Origin of the sequence: Senegalimassilia faecalis (genome assembly GCF_004135645.1) — a bacterium.
GTDB lineage: Bacteria > Actinomycetota > Coriobacteriia > Coriobacteriales > Eggerthellaceae > Senegalimassilia > Senegalimassilia faecalis.
Genome location: NZ_SDPW01000001.1, coordinates 2,535,702 through 2,559,609, shown reverse-complemented (window position 1 = coordinate 2,559,609; position 23,908 = coordinate 2,535,702). Strand labels below are relative to the sequence as shown.

Genomic DNA, 23,908 nt, shown 5'->3' with positions numbered 1-23,908 from the left:
AGTGGTAACTTACCGCGTCGAGAAGGACGGAATCACGTTCTACGTCCAGCCTGAAATGCTCGATTACTACGCGAGCAACGGATACAAGATTTACAAGACTATAGAAAAACAGGTTGCGGACATTGCCGTTGAGATTGCGGCAATCGACGAGCCAAAGCCGGTAATTAAGGAGGTAACGGTAAATGGATAGCGGGGTTAATGCGTTCGCTTCTTCGTTGGGAGCTTCTATTACCGAGACAGAGCAAAGCATCGACGTTAAAGACATTTTGCCCAACGAGTACACGAACGAGCAGATGCATCAGATGCTTTTGTCACTCGAACCGCTGCTTGAGCGACGCGATATCGTAGGCTATGCCGCCGCTCGCAACGTGCGTGTACTCCAATCCGAAGCCATGGAGTACCTAAAGCGGCGCGACGAGCTTATCGAGAAATACGGCGATCCTGAGATTTCCGAAAACGGCATGCCCACCGGCAGACAGCAGCTTCAAATTGGCTCCGATGCATATAAGCGCTTCATGGATGATTTGGCGCTCTATTCGAACATCAAGCACCGTCCGTTGCTGTTCAAGATTCCGTATGAGGAAGCAATCGGGAAAATGAGCGGAACGGAGATTCTGGCGTGCGAATGGATGCTTGTTGACGGCGGCGATGCCTAATGAACGTGCAGACAATCGAGCTAGACGTTAACAAGCGAGGATGCGGAAACAACTGCATCCGCATCGCCCAGGGCGAGGGCGGCGGCACTACCATCAAGGCGCTTATCTACGACAACGGCGGCGAGCTGTCTTTGTCTGGGTACAGCGCCTTTTTGGTTGCCCGTCTTCCCGACCGAATCCACTACTACAGGGGAAGCGCGACGGTAAACGGAAACACGATTACCTACGTTTGCGACGAATCGAAGCTTGCAAGCGTGCCGGGATACACCGACGAAGCGTATTTCGAAATCGTCAAAGGCGATTTCCTGGCGCAAACGGAGCGCTTCGCCCTGGATATCCTGCGCAGCGCCAAAGAGGGGCAACAGCCCGCTCAGTCGTGGGACAACGCGATTGATGACCTAATCAAGCGAGGTGAAACGGCGGTTAAGAGCAGCGAAGCAGCTGTTACGGCAGCAAACGGCGCTGCTTCAAAAGCGAACACGGCGGCAGCAAAAGCGGATACGGCAACCGGCAAAGCCAACGCCGCCGCACGCGATGCCAGCACTGCAACCGGCAAAGCCAACGCCGCCGCAGGCGATGCCAGCACGGCGGCTGAAAAGGCAGACACCGCCGCAGGCAAGGCCAATACGTCGGCTGAAAATGCAGACACCGCAGCGCAAGGTGCGAACGATGCGAAGACGGAAGCGCTCAAGGCCGCCGAGGAGGCGCGAGGGTCTATCAGCCCCGACAAGCGCCTTTACATCGCTTACGACACAGTAGGCGATACGGATTACATCTCTCTAGTCGATACGGAGGATTAGGCATGGATAAAACCCACATCGCAGACCATGAGACGCTTGAGCGCGTGGCCGTCGCGCTTGAGAGCATGGGCGCGTCAACGGTGCCGATCTTCGATGCCGAAACAGGCCGCTACACCAACGCTTCGCTCGCCGCTTGGCTCGCGAAGATGCGCGACGGCAAGAACTACGGGGTGAGCATCCCGAAGGGAAGCGCCACGACCTGCACGAAGACCGGCGTCAACGCGGGAATCGCGAACCCCAAGCCCGGCGTAATCGGTCGCGCGGCTATCGACCCATACGTCAATCACGGCGCGTTTATCTTCTTCGAGGTGAACGGCGGCGTTGACGCTGACGGTACGCCATACGTTACCGCTATCGACGGTGACGGGCGCTTTTCGCGCAAGGACGATACGTGGATCATGACCCCGGTGCTCTACACGCTCGAAACCGAGACGGACGATGCCGTCAACCTCACCGTTTCGGACACGCAGAACCAGGGCATGAAGTCGCAGCCCGCCGCGTACCTGCCAAACGGCGCTAAGCGCCCTTATATGCTTTATGCCAAGTACGCGCTTTCTGTCGATGCCGACGGCAAGCCGCGAAGCGTGAGCGGCGCACCAGTCAAGACGCGCAGCGTTAGCCATGACGGCGGAATCGGCCTTATGAAAACGGCTGCGACCGGCGATGCGCTCAAGGTCGCTGCCGACGATTGGTACGTCAAGGCGATGTTCCTGCTCAAGTACGCTACAAAGAACAGCCAGAGCGTCTTTGCGGGCTGCACGGGGCATACTGAGCAGTGCAACCCGACGCTTGCAGAGAGCAACACGACGCGTGTTGTGATTAAAAAGGCAACTGCCGACGCTATCCCCGTAGGTTCCGCAATGATGTTCGGCACGCACACCGGAACCAGCACCGACCGTGGAACCGATTACAACTATGACATATTCGACGGCGCTAAGGTGCTCAAGAAGGTAGCCGTTGACGATTCCAACACGGCGCTATATTTCGATGTGGCTAAGCCGTTCAACGTCGAGACCACCTATTACCTCAGCACCGCGCCGTGGAACACCGGCGCTTGCGACATGGTAGAGGGCGACGGTTCGCCGACAAGCTGCACCAGCGGTCGCGAGCCGTTCGTTATGCAGGGTATCGAGCTTGGATTGGGCATGTACGAGGTGCTTGGTAACGTCCTTATCCAGTACACGGGAAGCGGCACCGTCGTTTGGGTCAATCCCGACACGAAGAACGAGAAAAGCGGCGATCTCGCGTCCGGCGCTCTTTCCTGCGGCGCTTTCCCCGGCCCTGCAACCGAAGGCTGGAACTACGGCCTTTACCCGAAGACCGTCAGCGGCCTTATGATGCAGCAGGGAACGGGCGCGTCAACGTCCGTCGGCGTCTGCGACGGCAACTACAAGGTCGCGGACACCACCGTCGGATGGCGAGAGTGGCTTTCCCTCGGCGACGTGTGGGACTGGGGCAATGCTGGCCTTTGGTACGTCGCCGGCAACTACGGCACCGGCGTCGCCAGGTGGAACTTCGGCTCGCGCCGCTCTGCAAATGGTCGCTCCAGGGGTGAAGCGGCGTAAGCCGCGAGGGGACTTGTCCCCTTTGTAAAAACAAGCAGGGATTCGCGGCGCGCGGGCTGTCATGTTCTCTTGGCTTTCCCTCGGCAACTTGAGGAACAGGGGCAATGCTGGCCTTTGGTACGTCAACGGCAACAACGGCACCGGCAACGCCAGGTGGAACATCGGCTCGCGCCTACCTGGGTGATTATCTCAACAACCAGCTATCTATTTTTATTTCCGCCGCGACTACCCGCCGCCGCTGGTGGCGAGCGGGCAAGCCTGGCTCAACGCAGTGAAATCAGTCTTAAGACCAGCGGGCTAGTAACGGAAACGCGACCGCTCGCACGACATCCAGAGAGTTATAAGGTCAAAAAATTGAAGAGCTATTGCAAAGGGCTTCGCGTGGACGAAGCCCTTGTCATTTCCGCCTACGAATCCTGGCTTGATTCCAAGGCGGGCAAAAAGAACGCCTGGCGCGTTCGACAGGAACACGGCAGCGCTTCGGCGCTGATTCAGGAGATCGTGCGCGAGGTCGAGACGCGCTCGCTCACGTTCCGCCCGATAAAGCGATACCGGCACCGCGAGCCGACCAACGGCAAGCTGCGCATCATCGGCGTTGAGAGCGTCAAGCAGCAGGTATGCGACTACGTGGCCGTCGCGGCCATGTCGCGCCTGCTCGATGCGAAGGTAGGGTTCTGGCAGGTTTCGAGCGTCCCCGGCAAAGGGCAGCTCATGGCCGCGCACGCCGTGCGCAGGTGGTCGCAGGAAGGCGGCTACTACGTGCACATGGACGTTCGCAAGTGCTACCCGTCCATAAAGGCAGACGTGGTGATGATGCTGCTTCGCCGCTACGTTCGAAGCCCCGACGTGCTCTATATCGCCGAATCGCTGCTCGCCACCTACGGCGGCGGACTGGAAATCGGGAGCTATTTCAGCCTGCGGATGTCGCAGCTGGTGTTGTCTTTCGGCTATCACGAGGTTGAGAACATGCGCAAGGTACGCCGAAACGCCAACGTTCCGCTGGTGACGCATCAGCTTTGGTACGCCGATGACATCTACCTTTTCGGGCGCGACAAGCGCGATTTGCGCAGCGCAGCCCGCAAGCTGCAACGCTTCCTACTCAAGGGCTTCGGCTTGCACGTCAAGCCCTGGAAGATAAGCCGCATCAGCAACGAAGAGCCGGTCGATGTTGTGGGCTACACGGTGCGCAGGAATCGCACCACGCTTCGCGGCTCGCTCTTCCTTCGCGCTTGCCGCGCTCTTCGCAGATACAGGCGCTCACCGACGCTAAAGCGGGCGCGTAGGGCTACGAGCTATGGCGGCTGGTTTAGACACGCAGATTGCGTCGATGTTTGGCGCGACAACGGTTTCAGCAAGGTATTCAGGCAAGCCCGCGCACACATAAGCGCGGCAGAAAGGGGCAACCATGAGCGTAACGACATGCTCTGCAACGCCGATTGATGCGGTGATGATCGAAGCCCGACCAGGCGGCGCGACCGCTGATGTTTGGCTTCGCCGAAACATCGAGAAGGACGTTGCCGACAACGGAGCGGATGCCGAAAAGGCTATCGAATTCTACCGAGCCGACGAGCTGCACTTCGTGGCAGTCGGCGTGCCTAGCGTCGAAGAGGTTACGGCGGCATTCGACGAGCTTTGGGAAGCTCACGAGGATGACGAGCTTACCGAGCGCGAGCAAATCGGCAAGCTCATTGCGCAGCTCAAGGATACCCGTGCAGCGCTTGAGGACACCAACGCGGCGCTGCTCGAAATCGGCGATTTGGTAGGCGGTGAGCAGTAATGGCGAAGATCTACTACAAGGCCGTGAAGGCTGGCAAGAGAACGCTTGATAGCGTGCCGGAGCGCTGGCGCGACGAGGTTAAGAAGCTGCTTGATGCAGACACGAAGGAGGACTAATGGAAGCTATCTACACGTTCACTGAGCCGCAAATCTGGGCGATTGTCGGTGCGTTTCTCATGATGCTTTTCGACATGGTTACCGGCATCGCCCAGTCGCTTTTCAACCATAACTTCAAATCTTCGACAATGCGTCAGGGCTTGGGACATAAGGCCACGCTGTCGCTCATCATCCTGCTTTCTATCTGCATCGAGATTCTTGGCGCACACATCGCAGGGCTTGATTTCGGCGGCGTTACCGTCTACGTCGTTTGCATCGCCATCATCGGCATGGAGTTTGCTTCCATCCTTGAGAACATCAAGCGAGCTTACCCGGAGCTTGCCGATGCACCGATCATGAAGATTTTCGAGCACGCCGACACCGACGATATTACGAAGGCGATTGCCGATGAAGCCGCGAAGCGCGGCTAGTCTCAGGCTTGCCGTTGCCGCACTGCTTGGCTTCGCCGTCGGCATGTGCCTTTGGTTCGGCCTGACGGTTTCACACATAAACGATGACGTTAACGCAACCGCGCAGACGTATAAGCAGGGCTATAGCGACGGTTATATAGCCGCTATTCCCGTATACGACACCGCAAAAACCAGCGCTAAGAGCGGCTATATGCCGCTCTTTCTGCAGAAAGACCCTCAATGGGCAAACGTTGCCTACTCTGACGGGACTATAAGCACATACGGTTGCGGCCTTACGTCTGCGGCAATGGCCTTGAGCTACCTGACAAACAAAGAGATCACGCCCGACCTTCTGGCGGCATTCGTCGGCGAAAGCTGCCTTACCGACCGTGTTAACGACATGGCGAAGTTTTCGGACTATCTAGCCAAAACCTACCACCTGCAAGCACGTGAGACGTTTTGGGGCACCGCCGAAGCGCTTAAGGCCGTCGATGACGGCTGGGTTGTGTTCGCTGGCGTTTCAGGCGCTTTTGGCGAGCGCTCTTACGGCTCGCACGTCGTTATGATCTGGCGCTCAAACGGCGATGGCACGTACCTTTTGCGCGACCCCGATGACGTCGCTAACTCAATCAAAACATGGACAAAAGACGAGCTTCTAAGCGTCGGATTCATGCAATTCGACGCGGTGAGGGGATGATACATATGAGCATGCGAGGATTCGACATATCAGACTGGCAAAAAGATATAGACATCAACGCCGTTGATTACGATTTCGTAATCTGCAAGGCCACGCAGGGGACTAGCTACGTCAACGGTTACTGCGATATCAACATCCAAAAGGCCAAGCAAGCAGGCAAGCCATGGGGCTTCTATCACTTCATGTGGGATTGCGACCCAGTGGAGCAAGCCGATTATTTCTATGCTAACTGCAAAAACTATTTCGGCGAGGGAATCCCCATTCTGGACTACGAAGACGGCGGGCGCATCGGCTCCGACGGCGCTAAAAGGTTCCTCGACCGCATCTACGAGCTGACCGGCGTTCGATGCCTGTTCTACACATATAGAAACATCGTTCAAAGCCCGCACGATGACGAAGACTGGGGCGCTATCGCGCGAAACCACGCCCTTTGGGTCGCGCAGTACGCCAACGACGAGCAGACGGGCTATCAGGATTCGCCATGGCTTCCAGGCGGCGAGTTCGGCGCATGGAAAACAATCGTCATGCATCAGTACACGTCACACGGACGCTTGGACGGCTACGGCGGCAATCTCGACCTCGATATAGCCTACATGGATGCCGATGCTTGGGCGCGATACGCCAAGCCCGGCACGTCCAACGTGCAGCCTGCGGCACCCGACGCGCCAAGCGGCAGCGCCGCAGACATCGCGACAGATGTGATGCGCGGCAAGTACGGCAACGGTGACGAGCGCAAGGCAAAGCTTGGCGGACGATTCGACGAAGTGCAGAGCCTTATCAATCGCGCCGCGACAGCAAGCGCCGACGATCTGGCATCCGATGTGCTCAACGGCCTTTTCGGCAACGGAGATACGCGCCGTGCAATCCTTGGCTCTCGTTATGACGAGGTGCAGACCATCGTTAACGGCAAGGCCAACGGCGTTGACATCGACGCTCTAGCACGCGCAGTCATTCGCGGCGAGTACGGAGACGGTGAGACGCGCAAGGCAAAGCTTGGCGCAAACTACGATGCCGTGCAGAAACGAGCAAACGAGCTTCTTTAACCTAAAATGCCCGCACCCTGTTAAGGGGTGCGGGCATTTCTGCGTTTATACGGCATTGCATCGAATCATTAACCTGGTGTTATCTTACGGCAGCTCGCGTTCGTTGTTCATGTCCTGTCGAATCAAGCTCTTGATGTACTCGGTTGTGTTGCCCTGATTTTTGAGCCATGTATACATGATCTCGTCTTCATCGTTCGGATAAAACCGAATTGTCAGCTGCTTTACCGATTTTTTACGGTAAGCAGAAGTTGCACGCCGCTGCGCTTCCGTTGCCATCTTACTTCCCCCGCTTTTCCCTGGCCTTGCGCCACATCCTGAAAGAAATAAACGAGATGATGAAAACCATGATTCCTGTTTTCATCGCGTCCCTCCTAAGTTAGAATAGCTTTGGCGTTCGGGCACCGCCGAAGCGGTGCCCTTTGCCCTAACTAAGACCTCTTCTCATGCTTTCCCGGCTTGCGAGAGGTCTTTTCTTTTAGGGCTTGGATTCCTTCATCGAGCGCCTTTGCAAGGATTATGCCGATGATGGATACTGCCAAGTCCCATATTTTGTCATCCATTTTAACCACCTCCTTTCTTCCTTGTGTCTACTATTATAGGGTATACCCCATACTAACGCAAGCATCAATTTGAGTTTTGCTAACTTTTTTGCGCGCTAATCAGTGTTATGATGCAGAACCAGTTGTGAGAAACTTTGATTTCACGTCCATTTGCGGCTATAGTGGGGTTCGAACAAATAATCCGAGGCTCCACCACATGTTCAATCGCAGGTTTGGAAACAAGCCTGCGATTTTTTTATTTGCGACGCAGGGATTGAACCCCGCGAGGGTTCAACGGCCCAGCGGGCTGTTGAACGAGGAGGGCGAAGCCCGACGAACGAAGACATGCGCGCAGCGCATGGATTCTCGATCCCCCTAGGCTCTGCCATTGGAACATTAGACGAACCCTTTTGGGGCTCGTCTTTTTTGCGCTTGATAGTGGATTCGCGAATAACATGAAGACGGGGCGGCATCGCCAAGCGCAAAAGCGAAACGTCCCCTGCCTTATTATTGGTGATGCTTATCGAAAACGCCGCTCCTTCCCATCTCGTCCCCGCGCGCGAAATAGCCGCCGACGACCGGCCGCACAACGCGCTGTTCCTCTGCATGTTCCTGGCCATCACGTGGTACGCATTCACCATGTATTGCGACATCGCGCTGCAGCCGTTCCAGCAAAGCGTGCTCACGTGCCTGGCGTTCATCACGATTCCGCTGCTGTTCGACGCGCGCCCACGCGACAACCTGTTCGGCGCCGCATGCGCACTGCTGGCGTTTCTGCTGCTTGAGCACGCCTACGTCACCATCGAGATGCGCGTCATGGGTATTCTGGGCGCCTACGTGGCCGTCATTGTGGGCCTGATGCTGAGCCAGCGCACACCGCGTCGAAGACGAACTTCCTGCGCCGCATGAGCCACGACATCCGCACGCCCATCAACGGCATCCGCGGCATGGTGGACATCGCCGACCACTTCCCCGACGACCCGCAAAAGCAGGCGGAATGCCGCGACAAGATTCGTTCGGCATCGGGCTTCTTGCTGTCACTGGTGAACAACGTGCTGGACATGAGCAAGCTGGAGTCGGGCGCCATCGAGCTTGAACACAAGCCGTTCGACCTGGTGGAGCTTTCGCGCGACACCGGCGCCATCCTCATGTCCCAGGCGGCCGAGCACGGCGTCAGCGTGATTACGGGCGATAAGGGCGGCGTGAAGATAGAGCGCCATCTTGTACGTGGGCGTTTCGGCTTGCGGAACGGATGAAGCGGCTGCGCCATCGGCGGACGCGCTGTCGGCAAGCGCGGGCGCAGGCCAGCAAAACGCCAGGCAGATGGCAAGCAGCAGAGACAAAGCGCGCAAGGGGTATGCGTGGGCAATACGTTCCATAGCGGGCCCTTCCTATCGTCGGCAAGCGACGAGGTTGGGTGCGGCCTGCGGGCAAAGTGCACCGGGCTGCGGCGTTCGGGGCTATACTGGTGCGCTGTTGCATTTGCGCCGGAAGCGGCGCCGAACGGAAGGATTCGCATGCTTGCATTGCACGTACTGGCCAGCGGAAGCTCGGGAAACGCCGCCGTGGTGGAAAACGTTGTCACAGGCGCGGGCGTGCTCATTGACTGCGGCATCTGCAAACGCGACTTCCTTTCCCGCTGCGACCAGGCCGGATTCAACCCTGCGCGCATCGAGGCCGCTTTCGTGACGCACGAGCATGGCGACCACGTCAAGGGCCTTGGCGTGGTGCTGCGCGGCCTGGCGAAGCTGGGTTGCCAGCCGCCAATCTACGTGGCGCGCGGCTGCGTGGCGAACAGCGATGCGCTGGCGAAAGTGGCCGAAGCGTTCGAGGTGCACGAACTTGCGGCCGCGGCGGGCGCGGTGGCTACCGCAGGAGCGGACGTGGGTGCCATCGAGGCCGCGGCGCGCGCAAGCGCCATCGAGGCCGCGGGGGTGCGCGTGATCCCGTTCGCCACCAGCCACGATGCGGCCGCGTCGTTCGGCTTCCGCATCGAGGACGCCGCCGACGGCGACGCCATCGGCTACCTGACGGACTCGGGCGTGGTCACGCCCGCGGCGCACGCGGCGCTGGCCGATGTACGCATCCTGGCGCTTGAGAGCAACCACGACCCGAAGATGCTGGCCGCAGGCCCCTACCCCTACGTGGTCAAGCAGCGCATCGCGTCGGACGCCGGGCACCTGTCCAACGGCCAGGCGGCCGCCGAGCTTGCCGCGCTGGTGTCCGCAAGCCGCGCCGCAGGCCAGCGCGAGCCGCAGACGGTGGTTGCCATGCACATCTCGCAGAACAACAACGAGTATTCCCTGGCCAAACGCACGCTTGAAGCCGCACTCGCCGAAGCCAACTGCGCCGCCGACGTGCTATGCGGCTACCAAGCTCGCCTCACCAGCGCGCGATAACGGACGCAATCGCGGTTGTCCCTTGCCGCGCCCGCTTCGGGAAGATGGTGACGCACCCTTCGGGCGCTATCGATTTGGGGGCTGTATCAAAAGTGATTTCGATACAGCCCCCTACGGGCTCAACCTGCGGGACCCGACAAGGTGGGACAAAGGGACTGTTCCTTTGTCCCACTTTCTTGCTCTACAGGCTTTCGCGGAAGATGGCGATGATTTCTTCGCGGGTGAGTTTGCGGTAGCCGCCTTCCATGACGAACGTGGCGTCGGCCAGCGTTTCCAGCATGGACTCGTCGCAGCCCAGCTCAGCGAGGTTCATGACGCAGCCGATTTCGCGCATCCACGCTTCCATAGCGTCGAGACCCGCGGCGGCCAGCTGCTCGTCGGCTTTGCCCGCGGCGTCGATGCCCCACACGTTCTGCGCGAATCGCGCGAACTTCGGCAGGCCCGCGTCCATGATGTAGCGGTAGTACGGCAGCGCGACGGCGGCCAGCGTCATGCCGTGCGTGGCGTCGGTGACGGCGGAAACGGCCTGGCCAAGCATGTGCACTTCCCAGTCCTGCGCCTTGCCGCAGCCCACAAACGTGTTGAGCGCCCACGCGGCCGTCCACATAATGTTGCTGCGCGCTTCGTAATCCTCGGGGTTTGCCACCGCCGCGCGGCTTGCCTTCACCAGCCCGCGCATGAGGCCCTCCATGATGTAGTCGGACGTGTTGTCGTCGGTACCCGAGAAGTACTGCTCGGTAATGTGGTTCATGATGTCGAAGATGCCCGCGACCATCTGGTATTTCGGCAGGCTGTATGTGAACTCGGGGTTCATGATGGCGAATTTCGGCGCAACGTCGGTGCTGAACACGTGGCCGATTTTCAGGTTCTGCTCGTGGTTCGTGATGACCGAGCCGCCGTTCATCTCCGACCCGGTGCCGGCCATGGTCAGCACCACGCCGACAGGGATGATCTCGCACGTGGGCTCCTCGAAGCGGGCGAAGTACTTCTCCCAGGGGTCATCGTCGCAGTTCATGGACACGGACACGGCCTTCGCGTAGTCGGCGCACGAGCCGCCGCCCACGGCCAGCAGGAAGTCAACGTTGCGCTCGCGCGCGATTTTCACGCCCTCGCGCAGCTTGTCGGCCGTGGGGTTCGGCATGACGCCGGCGTCCTCGACCACCGTTTTGCCCGCAGCCTCAAGTGCAGCGATGACCTGGTCGTAAATGCCGTTGCGCTTGATGGAACCGCCGCCGTAAATCAGCTGCACGGTTTGACCGTACTTCGCCAACTCCTCGGTAAGGGCGGACATGGCGTTCTTGCCGAAGTGCAAGCGCGTGGGGTTGCAATAGGTGAAGTCGCCGAGCATAGGGACGTTCCTTTCCTTGATATTGCGTTTGGTGACGTTGCGTCACTTGTCTTGGTTTGCAGTTTACGCAACGACGTGTCACTTGTAAAGGATTGAGCGACGTAACGTCACGTATTCATCACCTACGCGCATGCACGTTCGGCGGTGTGCTATAGTGCTTGCAAAACAAGATGGGCACGATGCAAACCATGCATGAACAGGGACGATACGCCCCCACCGGGCAGGCTGGAACGGCTCGTTCGCAAGGCACTTCGGGCTTTGCGGCAAAACCGGCAATCATCGGGCAACATCGCGCCTGGCCTTCGCGCGACGTTGCGCCAAGGCGCCGGGGTGCGGCGGAAAACCCAGGGTGCGAAGCATTTGCCCCTTAAGAACAGAAACGGAAAGCGGTATGGCAGATTATATTCGAGCACGGAGCGATGAGCAGAAGGCAGAGCGGTTAGCGCAGGTCAAAGCCGCGCTGGTGCACCAGTTCGCCACGCGGCCCTACCACGAGATCACGCTGACCACCTTGGCCGACGAGCTGGGCTGGTCGCGCACGAACCTGTACAAGTACGTTTCCACGAAGGAAGAGATTTTCCTGGCCGTGGTGGGCGACAAACGCGATGCGTTCATGGGCGCCATCATGGCCGCGCTGCCGGCTGGATGCGGATTCGACAACGCCACCATCGCCACGGTGTGGGCCGGCATCGCCGCGGCTCACTACGACTATTTCCGCTACGCTGACCTGCTGTTTTCCGTCATCGAGACCAACGTGGGCGCCGACAAGCTGCGCGAGTTCAAGCGCGGGTACTACCAGATTCTGGAGCCGTTTTCCCAGCAGCTGGCCGGTGTGCTGCACATTGCGCCCGAGCGCGTGGAGGCCTTCACGAACACCATCCACTTCCACGGCGTGGGGCTGGCCGGGTCGTGCCTGAACAACCCCGTGGTCAAGCAAGTGATGGCCGAGCTAGGCGTCACGCCCGCCCCCATCGACTTCCAAGCCGAAATGCACGACTTCGTCGCCATGACGCTGGCCTGGTACCAGGAACATCCGACGAAATAGCCGGCTTTTCACCCTTTGCCGCCAAAAAGTTCGGAAATGCGTTCAGGATTTCACTACGATTCCAAAGGCAATGTATCGAACGAAGCATTATAGGTCATAAACTAGCCCCGTCCGTCTTCGACCAATTGCTTTGCGAGCGCAAAAAGGCGCAACGTAACGCATTACCGAATTGTTTGGCAGCAACGGGCGAAAATAATAGCAACTTCAAGCAGCCATGGCTTTGGGGCGAGATTCATGCAACAAGTTCCACCCAGAAAACCAATCCGCGTGACCAGCTTAAGCCACCAAGCCACCCATCCGGCTACCCCCTGGCTTCCCCCTCGTCCCAGGGGTGCGAGGTGAGGTGCCAGCCTCCGCAGTAGGGGCATTCGTAGATATGCAGGCCGCGTTTGCCGCAGCGTTCGCACCAGGCAAGGTTTTCCTGCGCCTCGGCACGCGTGGCGTAGCGGTTCTTCGAGTCGCAGGCTTTGTAGCGCTGCGCGGCATCGTGCTCGGCCGCCGCTGCGGCGCGGCGCGAATCCTCGCGCGCGAACGCATCGTCAAGCGAGCTGAAATCACCCAGTGAATCGAAATCACTCAACGCGGCGTTGAACTGGGCTTTCTCCTTCGCCCATGATGACCGATTCTTCTTCGACGCCATTTTCCGCCCCCAATCAAGCTCTTGCTGCTGCCACTATCTTACGCGCCAAACCCCTCGCAAAGGCGCCAACAATTCCAAAAATCGCTCATGTATGTGATTTAACACGAACCGCCGCAGTATTAAGAAAAGTTGCAAACTCCTGAACTGGGGAAACGCAACGCCATATCGCGGTTGACCTTACGAGCGCGCAACAAATCACATACATGAGCGATTTTTCGTTTGCGACCCCAGCGCCAAGCGCCACACAGAGCCTGAACGGTTTGGGAAAGCGGTTCAGAAGCCCCGCAAGCGCGTTGGGCAATGTGCTTGCGGGGGTTTGGACCACATATTGCAGCTCTTTGCGCAGAAGCGATGCGCTGCAGGGCCTTTCGTGCAACAAACGCCCGACCCCGGGCCAGGCCATACGCACAACCCTTGCACGCTGCAAGCAGACGCCGCAGCAACTTCCGCTTGCAAACAAAATGCGCCCGCGTGCACGGGGTGGCACGCGGGCGCATTATGCAAACACTTGCGAGGCTTCGGTTCTTGCTTCTCGCTTTTCGTCTTGCTTCTCGGTTTTCGCTTTCCGCTATTGCTCGAAATCGACGTCCTTGCTTTCGCGGAAGAACAGCAGCGCTACCAGGGCAACTGCGGCCATGCCGCCCATGTACCAGCCAAGCGCCTGGATGCCGAACGTCATGACCAGGGCCGATGCGATGGTCGGGGCGAACGCGCCGCCGGTGATGGCCGCCAGGTTGTAGCTCAGGCCAGCTCCGGAGTAGCGCACCTTTGCGGGGAACAGCTCGGGCAGGTAGCTGCCGCAGGGGCCGAAGATCGTGCCCATGCAGGCGAACCCGACGCACAGGAACACCATGATGGCGGCAACGTTATGCCCGCCCAGAAGCAGCGGAGCCACGAACGAGAACACGAGCGTGCACGCATTGCCCACCAAAAGCACCGGCTTGCGGCCGCGCTTGTCGGCGGTCAGGCAACCAACCAAGATGAACCCGGCGAAGAACACGACCGACACCATCTGCATGCCCAGGTACTGCTGCTGTGTGAAGCCGAGTGTCGAGGTGCCATACGAAAGCGACCAGGTGCCAAGCACGTAGAACAGCGTGTACGTGATGGACATCGTGCAGGTGCCAAGCACCACGCGGCGCCAATGATGGCACAGATCGCGCAGCGGGGTCTTCGTGGTGCGCTGCTCGGCGGCGGCCTTCTTGTAGACCGGCGTCTCGCTCATGCGCAGGCGCACGACCAGGCCGACGATCACCAGCAGGCAGGAAAGCAGGAACGGGATGCGCCAGCCCCAAGCAACCATGGCGTCGGCGGGCAGCATCGTGTCAAGCAGCAGGTTCACGCCGTACGCGCAGAAGAAGCCGATCGGGGCGCCCAGGTTCGGGAAGCTACCGAACAGCGCGCGCTTGTTGGTCGGCGCGTTCTCGGTGGCCACCAGCGCGGCGCCGGACCACTCACCTGCAAGGCCAAGGCCCTGGCAGGCGCGGCAGACGCACAGCAGCACGACCGCGGCCGGGCCGAGCACATCGTAACCGGGCAGAAGGCCGACGCAAAACGTTGCGGCGCCCATGAGCATCAGGGCTGCGACTAGGGTTTTCTTGCGACCCAGGCGATCGCCGAAGTGCCCGAACAACAGGCTGCCGAACGGGCGCGCCAAGAAGCTGACGGCGAACGTGACGAACGCCAGCAGCGTGGCCAACACCGGGTCGGACTTCGCCACGTCGGTGAAGAAAATGAGCCCGAAGTAGCTGGCGGCGGCGATGGAGTAGCAGTAGTTGTCGTAGAACTCGATGGCCGTGCCGACCATGGACGCCACCATGACCTCAAGCGTGGAGTCGCGCTTCACGCCGGGCGCTGGCGCGGCAACCGCGCCGGCGGACGCGCCCGCCACCGCTGCGGCGGGCTTGCCGCACGGGGCCATGGCCATCATGCTCCGGCGCACGCCGGATGCTTGCGCGCCTTCATCGGCGCGGCAACCGCTGCCTGCCGGTGCGCCGGCAGCAGCGCCGGCGCAGGCGGGTTTTGCGCCGCCCATGCTTGCGAGCGTGTTTTTCACCCCTTCGAACAGGGGCTTTCGTGTTGATGGATTCGCCATTTCCTTGCCTTTCCTCTGTGCGACACCCTGAGGGCGCCGCCGCTTCCCGACGACCGATCCCGTTATCATCGGAAGCTGTTTGAGAAAAACGGCGCGGCTGGTTCGGCGAGAAATGAGCAGGCTGTGTGTGATGGCAGTATGCTTAAAAGGGAATGCCAACGTTGTGGGGAGCAACGCTGCGCCGCGTATCGGCGCAAAAGAAAGCCGGAGGCCGTTTTTCTCAAACAGCCTCCGGCGTGCAGGACCATCAGCTGCCCGAATTAGGGTTCGGGCAGCAACTTCGCAACCCGGACCCTACATAATCAGCAGGGTGGTAATCAGCGGGGTGTGCAGGTTGGTGCAGGTCATCATACTTCCTAACGTTTTGCTGGCGGCGCGGCGCTGCGGCCATTTGACCAGCGGTTTTGCATCTTGCGATGCAAAGTTTCAAGCGCCGGGGCGCTCGGTTGAAAGCCCGTTGCTTTCAACGCGCTCTATAATCGTCCTTTCGCCGCAAACGTCAACCCACAACCGACGCATCGTCACAAACCCTTGACATTTCCTAGAAGAGCACTTGGGTTTTAGGGAGTAGATAGCTGCAACTATCCAGAAGCCGTAGGGGATTTCGGCCAGAATTTCGGTTTGCGGCCGAGACTGTTCCGGCCTTTGCCAATGATTTCGGTTACAACTGAAACTACCTTCGGAATCGAGAAAAGTTTCGACTACAACTGAAACTTTTCCAGATTTAACTATCGTTTCAGTTGTGCCTGAAACTACTTTCATTTCCGGCCATAGTTTCAGGCATAGCTGAAACTATTGAAAGGTATTCCGCTGGCGTAGTATTCAACACAGGCAATCGGATTATCTACGAAGCCAGCCGCATCGTTCAAACGTTATCGTAACTTTAATGGCGTTTGCGTTACGACAACATACTCCATTGACCCGGGTTTATGCATCCGAGAGCAACGTTTCCTTAGGCGCAACCGCCAAATAAGCAACCAGCTTCGCCAGCAATCATCACTGTCAAGCAAACGAATAGCGGTGAAAATTGGGAGTTGCACTCCTAATTTTCACCGCTATTTAGCTTCCCAGGACAGCTAGGTTTATATCGCCCAGACCGGAATGGCCTGGACGTTGCGAGTAATCATGTACGGCTCAGCACTTAGGCATACCACGTTTCCGAAGCCAACCTCGTAGCCGGTCAACGCCTCAAGGCACGAGAAATTCTTCACCGCGTCACTTCCTACCATAGCTGCTTTTTTAATCTCGACGGGATGCAAAACGTGCCCCTGCTGAATCACCAGATCGATTTCCCGCTTCTTCGAATCGCGGTAGAACCACACGTCACGCATGTTTGCCCCAGCGTTCATATAGCTTTTCAAAACCTCAGAGACAACGAATGTTTCGAAAACATGCCCCGCCACAGCGCCCACCTTGAGCTGCTCGGATGTTGTCCAGCGCGTCAGATGGCACACCAGCCCCGTATCCATAAAATATAGCTTAGGCGTTTTGGTGAGGCTTTTCCCGATATTCGGCCAAAACGGCTCAACGATACGCACGATATTCGACGCTTGTAAAACCGAAAGCCACGAATCGACCGTCTTGCGATCAACGTCGATGTCGTTGCTAATGTCAGAAACGTTGAGCAGCTGCCCCGACCTTGCTGCACATGCAACCATGAAGCTGTAGAACTTCGCCTCATCCTTGACGTTCACCAGGTCGCGCACGTCGCGCTCGAGATACGCGCTCACGTAGTCAGCGTAATATGCATCCCAATCGACCTCGGGGTTTTGCAGCTCGGGCATCGACCCCCTGTGGATGGCCTCCCATATGTCGAAGCCTTCCGGGAGCGAGGTAATGTCCGCAGATTTCACTTTGTGGGGAACGAATCCATTCGGTGCTTCGGCGACGCCTAGCAGCTCGCGCAAGCTTAAAGACGGCATCTCGATGATGCGGATGCGGCCGGCAAGCGATTCGCTTACGCCCTTCATCAGGTGATACGTTTGCGAGCCGGTAAGGATTATCCGACCCTTTTCCTGCGACTGATCGACCACCCATTTGACAGCCGAGAATAGTTCGGGCACGCGCTGCACCTCATCGATTATCAAAGGAAGCTCTCGCGATTCGAAAAACAGCACAGAATCCTGCTTGGCCAGCGAAAACAGCCGGGGGTCTTCCATGGAGACATAATCGAAAGCGTCGCCGAAACGCTGTTGGAGCATGGTGGTCTTACCCACTTGGCGTGCGCCCGTCACCAGCACGACTTTGCCCTGCTTGAGCGTTTTATCGACGGTCGCTTCGACTTCACGATGCACGTACATGAAAGCCTCCTTGCTGCATCGATTGCTTACGACCATACAGTATAGCGGTGAAAATTGGGAGTTGTACTCCCAATTTTCACCGCTATAAGACCGTGTAAACAAAGTCGTTCTCCCGCAACGCATGGCGTAAGAGGACGGCCTTGAGATGAGTTTGCCGGAAACCCGCTATGATTGGTTCGCATTCAGGCACTACGCCCTGGCTGCGGCCGTTACTAGCGTACGCATGCGCGAAACTTCCGCGAGCATGCGTTTTGATTGGTCATCTCGCAGTATGAATGGATTTTCGGTTGCGTTTTCCCAGTTCAAACGATTGCGGTAAGTTCTGGCATAGTAACAATTCGTGTTAAAACGCATACTCGCGGAAGTTTCGCATCCCTGGACGCTATTCCGTGGGTTTTACGACCGTCAGCTGCATTTTGAACGGGGTGACGCCGCGCACGCTGTGGGGGCTGCCGGCGGTCATGACGATGGACTCGCCCGCGTTCAGCTGGTGCGGGACGTCGTTGACGGTGATCTCGCCGGTGCCTTCGAGCACGGTGATGAGCGCGTCGCCCGGCGCGGCGTGCGAGGACATGCCCTCGTCGGCGTCGATGGCGAACACCGTGACCTTGCAGCCCGGCGTCTGCGACAGCGTGAGGCTGTTCACCTTGCCGGCCTCAAGCTCCACCAGGTCTTTCAGGCCGAAAACCTTGCCGTGCTCCACGTTTTTGATGAGTTCTGCCATGATGATTCCTTTCGTTATCCGCGCCGTCTGCTGGCGGCGTTGTTGGTTTTGCTTTGCGAGGTCACGGTTGCCATAGGGGTAAGACAAGCTCCAATGGCGACCAGAAGGGGTCGGCTGTGAGTCTCCGGAGGCGCTTTAGGGAAACGCACTTTGCGCGGAACACGTGCCCGAGCCTTATTCCAGCTCCTCCACCTGACAAATGACCTGTCCCTTTGTCAGGTTTTGCTACTATTGCGCGTTGAGTTGCAGGAGTTTGAAGCCGTGGTCGTCGGCGCCTTCGACGGCGTGCAGGACGTGCGCCGGCACGCGCAGCACCTCGCCTGCGGCAAGCGTCACGCGCGCGTCAGGCAGCACCACGCATGCCATGCCCTCCACCAAGTAGTACAGCGTATCGCCGAAGTATTCCTCCTCGCTGACGCTTTCGCCCGGAGCGAACGCCAGCAGCGTCAAGTCGAACCCGGCGTTGCGCGTGAGCGCCATACTAGATACTTGACCTGGGCAAATATCGATCAGCTGCGCCAGTGATTGCGCGGCTTCGGTAGGCAAATTCCTCAGCGGCATGAAACCGCCTCCTTTCGCTTTGAGCCCTATGAGGGGTATGAAGCATTCAGAAACTCGCAAGAATGGCCACTCTTGGACGGTTTTTCGAGAAGCTGAATTGCGAAGGACGATTCGACCGCGGTTTTACGGCCATGAGTTTCAGCTTCCCATCTTTTTGTCCATTATGCCCACTCATAGGCTTCCATTCTGCTGGAAACAGAACAAAATGATACGCCCCGCAACGGCGTGGCATTCAGATTGTCGATTTTTTGGCAAACAGTGGCCATTTTGCCGACAACCTGAATGCAACTGCGCCGTTGCGACAGAAGGTACGCGATTGCAACCCGCGTAGGTGCGCGGGCGTGCACACCTACGCGGCAACATTGCAGCACTCACACGTAGTAGAGGAACGATCGCAGGCGCTCTTCGACGCTTTGGTCGAGCGCGCCGTCGAACGCCAGGTGCAAAAGCGGGGCCTTCGCGGGAATGCCCTTCAGGCGCAGCATGATGTCGACGTTCTCGTACGTAGACGCCACCTCAATCACGCCGTCCGCGCGGTCACCGATTTCCACCGCCTTTGCGTAGCGGTAGCGCGCGTTTGCGCCCGCGAACTGACCTAACGCATCAGTTGCCATCTGGCGCAACCCGTTGAATCCAGAGGATTCCGCAGCAGTTTCACACCGACCGTCAGAATCAGACCGCTCGAATTCGCCCCCCGAATCGCGAAGGGCCGCACAGCGGCACGCATACGGGGACGCCGCCCCCAGTGCGTCCGACACCTGCGCCATCATGTCGGCGAGGCGGGCAAGCAGCGCGCGCCACTCGTCCTGCGGCAGCGTGCGCTGCTCGGCGCCGAACAGGGGGTTCACTTGCACGTCAGCGCCAACCTCAAGCGGGCCGGTTGCCAAAGCCGCCGCGGCAGCGCCGTGGTCATGCGAGCCGTCGCACCCGCCGAGCGCGTTCGCGCAAGCGGCCTGGCAACCAGAGGCCAACGCCTGCACATCGGCGATGGTGAGCTCCTGGTCGAGATCGGCAAGCGCAGGGGCGGGAACCGTTGCCGCGGGCACGCTGGCGGAAGCAGAAGGCGCGGGCATATCAACGAGCGCGGCCGACGAACGCTTCGCGTCGACAGCCGAATCCTGCGCCGACGCGGAAGGCGTTGCCGCGGGCACATCCGGCAAGCCGACCGTTTTCGGGGTGCCGGTTTCGCCGAGCATGGGCATAAGGCCACCCACCACCTTGGCGTGTTTTGCCTCGTCGCAGCCGTCTTCCCAGATGAACAGCAGGTATTCGGCGAAGGGGGCGCGCACGACGCGATAGCCTTCCGCCTCCAGCTGCGCGAACAGCCCGCCCGTCAGCTCATCGCCCGCAACAAGCGGCCACTCGCCCACCACCGCAAGCGTTTTGCGGGCGCCGCCTGCTGCGGGACAAGCATCGCGGGCAGAGACATCGGAGGTCTTGAGCCGCAGCTCCTCTGCTGCATCACAGTTGGGCGAAGCCGAAATGTCAGAGGTTTTCACCTCCACATTACGCGCGCAGCTTGAACCGAGATCCTTCGAGGATGCGGTCGCGCCAGCGCCCGCCGCAGCGCCAACTTCGCACGCCGCAGCGAGCACGTCGTCAAGCGACAAATTCGGCTTTGCCAGGCGTTTGCGCAGGTCGGGTCGTGCTTCCGGCGCCGCTGCCCACACGACATCGCCCGCCAGCATGTGCACGAAGAAGCCCTCGGGGTCGTCCAGATTGCACGGCAGCAGCTCCACGTCAGGCGCGATTACGCGCACATCAGCGTAGCCCTTCGCGTCAAGCACGCTGCGCACCACGCGGTCGAACTGCCCATCGGCCTCGCCGCCCTGCGATGACGGCAGCAGCAACTGCTGCACGGGACCTTCCGCGCTCGCACTTTCCGCGGCCGCCAAGCTCACGCCCAGCAGGCTGGCGAACGAGTAGTATTCCTTGCTGGTGCACTCCTTGCGGCCCAGCTCGAGCGTCTGCGCGTTCGGCACAAGTTCGCACACCGAAATCCCCTGGTCGCGCAGCCATTGCGCCGCCAGCGGCCCATACGGCCCGAACGACGGCAGGCCCGCCAGCTCGCCTTTGCGCACCGGCTCGCACGCCGAATTCACCACGCACGTCGACGTAGGCGCCCCGCGCAGATCGGCCGCCTCGTAGTGCTCGATCGCGTTCAAAAACGCCTCGACGCGCGTTTCCACGCCCACCTTCGAGTAATGCTCGTCCATCTCGATCTGCAGGTACGGTTTGCCAGCCATTTCCTCGGCGAACAGGTGGCTGATCATGGTATCGGGCCCGCAGCCGTGGTTCGTCAGGTACACGGCGAACAGGCGCGGGTCGCGGCGCACCAGCTTCGCGCCCGAGAGGATGTGCTGCCCGAACGGCCACACCACGCCCGGATAATCGGCGGAAATCCCCAGGTCATGCGCGTGCAGATGGCTGACCGTGATCACTTTTTGCCCGCGGTCGAGCAGCAGGTCGGGAATGCCCATGTTCAGCGCCGGGTCCACGATGCCGTAATTGCGCGTGATGATGACGATGACGCGCTCGCCGGGCTTCAGGCTGGCCAGCAGCTGGTCGCCCAGCTCTTCGGTTTTGCGCGTGAATTCCGTGACCGCGAACCCGCCGGCCAGCATGGCGCGCGCCGTTTCCTGCGGCGTGCGGCCCAGCTGCGCGCCCACCTCCAGCATCACCTCGGCCATGGCTCCCTGCCCGAAATCCAGGTTCATCTGGGGATTCAGCAGCGTGATGCCGTGGCCTTCGTAGTCGAGTTCCTTCGCCACGATGGCCGGAATCGACTGCATGTACGTGCACGCGTAGTTGTGCGGCACCGTTGATTTCAGGTGGCGAATGGTGTGCACGCTGGGCATAAACACGTAGTCGACGCCCGCGTCAAGCAGCTGCGCCATGTGCCCGTGCACCAGCTTGACCGGGTAGCACGTCTCGCCCTGCGCGCTGGCCTGCGCCAAGCGCACCGTTTCCTCGTCGGACGCGTCGGTGAGCACCACGTTGAAGCCGAGCTGCTTGAAGAACGTGTTGGCCATGGGAAACAGCTTGTGCAGCATGAGGGCGCGCGGGATGCCGACGGTCTTCTTCGCCGGGTCGCGCTGCGGGTCGTAGCCCTCCAGGTACATCTCGTCGACTTTGTGGAAGAACGCGCGGTTCGCGGCAATCTCTTCCGGATCGACGCGGTGCGCTGCGTGCGAAGCGCCCGAAAGGTCCCAACCCTTGAAGTTCGAAGGCGGGAAGGTTTTATCTGCGGTTACACCGGTTTGCACCGACAGGACGCCCTGCGCTTCAGCGGCCAGCAGGGCCGCGCCGACGGAGCCCGAGACGGCGAAGTACGGGCTGACCGTAAGGTCGTCGCCTGCGTACGCGCGAAACGCCGCCACGATGGCGGGGTTGTAGGCCACGCCGCCCTGCAGCACGATGCGACGGCCCACCGGCTTGTTGTTCACCACCTTGTGCAGGTAGTTGCGCACCACCGACAGGCACAGGCCCGCGGCCACCTCGGGTTTCGTAGCGCCTTTCGCCAGCGCGGCGTTGATGGCCGTTTCCACGAATACCGTGCAGCGTTCGCCCAGGTCAACGGGATGCTCAGCCGAAAGCGCCAGCGCGCCGTAATCGGACAGCGCAATGCCCAGGCGCGCGGCCTGCTCTTCGACGAAGCTGCCGGTGCCCGCCGCGCACACCTTGTTCATCTGGAAGTCGGCCACCTGCCCCGCCGCCAGCCCGATGTACTTCGAGTCCTGGCCGCCGATCTCGAACACGGTGTCCACCAGCTGATCGGCCGCCGCAGCGGCGCGAGCCTGCGCGGTGATCTCGTCGCGCACGGCATCGGCCCCGATAAGGTTGCCGATCATGGTGCGCCCGCTGCCCGTGACGCCCGCGGCCACCACGTGCGCCCGGCCACCCACGCGCTGGGCAAGCGAGGCCAGGCCATCGCGCACCGCCTGCTTGGGGTTGCCGCGCGTACGCAGGTACTGCGCGTCAAGCAGCACGCCGTCAGTGCTGATGAGCACCAGGTTCGTGCTGGTCGAGCCCACGTCCACGCCGAGCGCCACCGGCACAGGCTGGCCCGCGGCCAGCGCGTCCACGGCTGCCGAGCGCGGCACCGCGCTGCCGTCGTAGGCGGGCGCACCAGCAGGGTTCCACGGGCTGGGGGCCAACGCGAACCCGCGGTTCGGCGTGCAATCCACGTGCGGTAAGCGCGGCAGGCGCGCAAGATCGTCAGCCTGACCAGCGCTTTCGCCACCAAGTGCCGCCCGCAAGGCAGCAAGCTGGGCATCCGCCTCCCCTGCTTCCGCGGCTGCAAGCGCCGCGCCCACTGCCTGGGCGTTTACCAGCTGCGGGTCAGCCAAAAGCTCGTCTTCGCCCAAGTCGAACACCTCGCGCACGGCGCGCACAACGCCGGCGTTCAGCAGCGTGCCGCCCGCAAGCGCCAGCGGCTTTTCAACCGGAAGACTGCGCACGATAGTGGCCTTGAACGCCTTGACGGTGGCGTGGCACAGGCCTTGCAGGATATCCTCGACGGGCACGCCCTCCTGCTGGCGATGGATGATGTCGGTTTTCGCGAACACGCTGCAGCGTCCTGACAGGCGCGGTACGCTTTGCGCGCGTGTCACCAGGTCAGAGTAGCTGTCAAGCGGCAGGCCCAGGCGTTGCATCTGGTCCTCGAAGAAGCTGCCGGTGCCTGCCGCGCAGCTTTCGTTCATGGCGAACTCCGGCGCCGCACCAGACGCGAAACCGGTGGCGAACACGCCGGACTGCGCGCCCATCTGCATGACGCATGCCGCCTGCGGGGCCAGCGCGCGCACGCCCTTGACCAGGGCGGGAACCTCTTCGAGCTCGCGAAGCCCCGGAGCCAGCGCGCGCACCATGCCCGCACCGCTGCCCGTGACCGCCACGCCGCCGCACGCGCTAAGCGGCAGAGGCCGCGACGTGGCGGAAATTGCGGAAGCGGCGGCAGGCTTGTTTCCACAAGCGCCTTCGTCTCCGGCGCGACCGCCCGCCTCCGGCGCAACGCGCGCGCCGGGTTCGTTTTCCCCATTCGCCAGCTCATCAAGCAGCGCCCGCAAGCACGGCAGCGGCGAACCCTGGTGCGCGCGGCGCAGCACGCGCACCACCGCGCCCGCCGCGTCGACCGCCGCAACCTTCACCGACGACGCCCCGATATCGATTCCCACGTAATACACGCGCTGCTCCTTCACATCACTTTGCTTCAAC

Annotated in this window: 23 protein-coding genes; 14 read left to right on the top strand and 9 right to left on the bottom strand. The window is 60.3% G+C overall.

The window, feature by feature from the left end:
* The first annotated feature begins 1 nt into the window (after position 1).
* The 10 genes from ET524_RS10590 (at position 2) to ET524_RS10550 (ending at position 7,043) form a co-directional block, all read left to right on the top strand.
* Positions 2-190: a hypothetical protein gene (locus ET524_RS10590; RefSeq protein ID WP_129425694.1), complete on the top strand. Its 189-nt coding sequence runs from the start codon at positions 2-4 to the stop codon at positions 188-190.
* Complete coding sequence (locus ET524_RS10585; RefSeq protein WP_129425692.1) at positions 183-656, top strand: hypothetical protein; 474 nt, start codon at positions 183-185, stop codon at positions 654-656. The genes ET524_RS10590 and ET524_RS10585 overlap by 8 nt, the downstream gene beginning before the upstream one ends.
* On the top strand, positions 656-1,456 hold the full coding sequence (locus tag ET524_RS10580; protein WP_129425689.1) for a BppU family phage baseplate upper protein: 801 nt from the start codon (positions 656-658) through the stop codon (positions 1,454-1,456). Before ET524_RS10585 ends, ET524_RS10580 begins: the two co-directional genes overlap by 1 nt.
* A gap of 2 nt (positions 1,457-1,458) precedes the next feature.
* On the top strand, positions 1,459-3,021 hold the full coding sequence (locus tag ET524_RS10575) for a hypothetical protein (RefSeq protein WP_129425687.1): 1,563 nt from the start codon (positions 1,459-1,461) through the stop codon (positions 3,019-3,021).
* A gap of 114 nt (positions 3,022-3,135) precedes the next feature.
* Positions 3,136-4,461, top strand: a complete 1,326-nt coding sequence (locus ET524_RS10570; RefSeq protein ID WP_161566700.1) for a reverse transcriptase domain-containing protein — start codon at positions 3,136-3,138, stop codon at positions 4,459-4,461.
* A complete protein-coding gene (locus ET524_RS10565; RefSeq protein ID WP_129425683.1) occupies positions 4,427-4,798 on the top strand; it encodes a hypothetical protein in 372 nt (123 codons plus the stop codon). Before ET524_RS10570 ends, ET524_RS10565 begins: the two co-directional genes overlap by 35 nt.
* Positions 4,798-4,914, top strand: coding sequence for a CD1375 family protein (locus tag ET524_RS12070; RefSeq protein ID WP_269089557.1), 117 nt, complete (start codon positions 4,798-4,800; stop codon positions 4,912-4,914). The genes ET524_RS10565 and ET524_RS12070 overlap by 1 nt, the downstream gene beginning before the upstream one ends.
* On the top strand, positions 4,914-5,324 hold the full coding sequence (locus ET524_RS10560; protein ID WP_129425680.1) for a phage holin family protein: 411 nt from the start codon (positions 4,914-4,916) through the stop codon (positions 5,322-5,324). Before ET524_RS12070 ends, ET524_RS10560 begins: the two co-directional genes overlap by 1 nt.
* A complete protein-coding gene (locus ET524_RS10555) occupies positions 5,302-6,000 on the top strand; it encodes a C39 family peptidase (RefSeq protein WP_129425678.1) in 699 nt (232 codons plus the stop codon). The genes ET524_RS10560 and ET524_RS10555 overlap by 23 nt, the downstream gene beginning before the upstream one ends.
* Positions 6,001-6,005: 5 nt before the next feature.
* A complete protein-coding gene (locus ET524_RS10550) occupies positions 6,006-7,043 on the top strand; it encodes a GH25 family lysozyme (RefSeq protein WP_161566699.1) in 1,038 nt (345 codons plus the stop codon).
* Positions 7,044-7,127: 84 nt separating this feature from the next.
* Here the strand turns inward: ET524_RS10550 and ET524_RS10545 are convergent, their stop codons facing one another.
* Positions 7,128-7,319: a hypothetical protein gene (locus ET524_RS10545; RefSeq protein WP_117628898.1), complete on the bottom strand. Its 192-nt coding sequence runs from the start codon at positions 7,317-7,319 to the stop codon at positions 7,128-7,130.
* A gap of 152 nt (positions 7,320-7,471) precedes the next feature.
* Positions 7,472-7,603, bottom strand: a complete 132-nt coding sequence (locus tag ET524_RS12065; protein ID WP_269089556.1) for a hypothetical protein — start codon at positions 7,601-7,603, stop codon at positions 7,472-7,474.
* Between the two features lie 495 nt (positions 7,604-8,098).
* Between ET524_RS12065 and ET524_RS10540 the strand changes: the two genes are divergently transcribed.
* The 3 genes from ET524_RS10540 to ET524_RS10530 all read left to right on the top strand — a co-directional run bounded on the left by ET524_RS10540 (position 8,099) and on the right by ET524_RS10530 (position 9,981).
* Positions 8,099-8,491, top strand: a complete 393-nt coding sequence (locus ET524_RS10540; RefSeq protein WP_129425674.1) for a hypothetical protein — start codon at positions 8,099-8,101, stop codon at positions 8,489-8,491.
* Entirely contained in the window at positions 8,488-8,838 is a 351-nt protein-coding gene (locus ET524_RS10535) for a sensor histidine kinase (protein WP_129425672.1), read from the top strand. Before ET524_RS10540 ends, ET524_RS10535 begins: the two co-directional genes overlap by 4 nt.
* Positions 8,839-9,099: 261 nt before the next feature.
* A complete protein-coding gene (locus ET524_RS10530; RefSeq protein ID WP_129425670.1) occupies positions 9,100-9,981 on the top strand; it encodes an MBL fold metallo-hydrolase in 882 nt (293 codons plus the stop codon).
* Positions 9,982-10,162: 181 nt separating this feature from the next.
* Here the strand turns inward: ET524_RS10530 and ET524_RS10525 are convergent, their stop codons facing one another.
* Positions 10,163-11,329 (bottom strand): iron-containing alcohol dehydrogenase, encoded by a 1,167-nt coding sequence (locus tag ET524_RS10525; protein ID WP_129425668.1) that lies wholly within the window; start codon positions 11,327-11,329, stop codon positions 10,163-10,165.
* Between the two features lie 391 nt (positions 11,330-11,720).
* Here ET524_RS10525 and ET524_RS10520 point away from each other — a divergent pair, with 391 nt between their 5' ends.
* The gene (locus ET524_RS10520) at positions 11,721-12,374 is read left to right on the top strand and encodes a TetR family transcriptional regulator (RefSeq protein WP_129425666.1); all 654 of its coding nucleotides are present in this window, start codon (positions 11,721-11,723) and stop codon (positions 12,372-12,374) included.
* A 301-nt stretch (positions 12,375-12,675) separates the two neighbouring features.
* Here ET524_RS10520 and ET524_RS10515 read toward each other — a convergent pair whose 3' ends face one another.
* The 6 genes from ET524_RS10515 to ET524_RS10490 all read right to left on the bottom strand — a co-directional run bounded on the left by ET524_RS10515 (position 12,676) and on the right by ET524_RS10490 (position 23,877).
* The gene (locus ET524_RS10515) at positions 12,676-13,014 is read right to left on the bottom strand and encodes a hypothetical protein (RefSeq protein WP_129425664.1); all 339 of its coding nucleotides are present in this window, start codon (positions 13,012-13,014) and stop codon (positions 12,676-12,678) included.
* 568 nt (positions 13,015-13,582) lie between these two features.
* Positions 13,583-15,109: an MFS transporter gene (locus tag ET524_RS10510; RefSeq protein WP_201738786.1), complete on the bottom strand. Its 1,527-nt coding sequence runs from the start codon at positions 15,107-15,109 to the stop codon at positions 13,583-13,585.
* A 1,082-nt stretch (positions 15,110-16,191) separates the two neighbouring features.
* On the bottom strand, positions 16,192-17,409 hold the full coding sequence (locus ET524_RS10505; protein WP_129425662.1) for an ATP-binding protein: 1,218 nt from the start codon (positions 17,407-17,409) through the stop codon (positions 16,192-16,194).
* A gap of 382 nt (positions 17,410-17,791) precedes the next feature.
* Entirely contained in the window at positions 17,792-18,133 is a 342-nt protein-coding gene (locus ET524_RS10500) for a cupin domain-containing protein (RefSeq protein ID WP_201738785.1), read from the bottom strand.
* A 228-nt stretch (positions 18,134-18,361) separates the two neighbouring features.
* A complete protein-coding gene (locus tag ET524_RS10495; protein WP_129425660.1) occupies positions 18,362-18,694 on the bottom strand; it encodes a cupin domain-containing protein in 333 nt (110 codons plus the stop codon).
* Positions 18,695-19,065: 371 nt separating this feature from the next.
* Entirely contained in the window at positions 19,066-23,877 is a 4,812-nt protein-coding gene (locus ET524_RS10490; RefSeq protein ID WP_129425658.1) for an acyl-CoA dehydratase activase, read from the bottom strand.
* Positions 23,878-23,908: the final 31 nt, after the last annotated feature.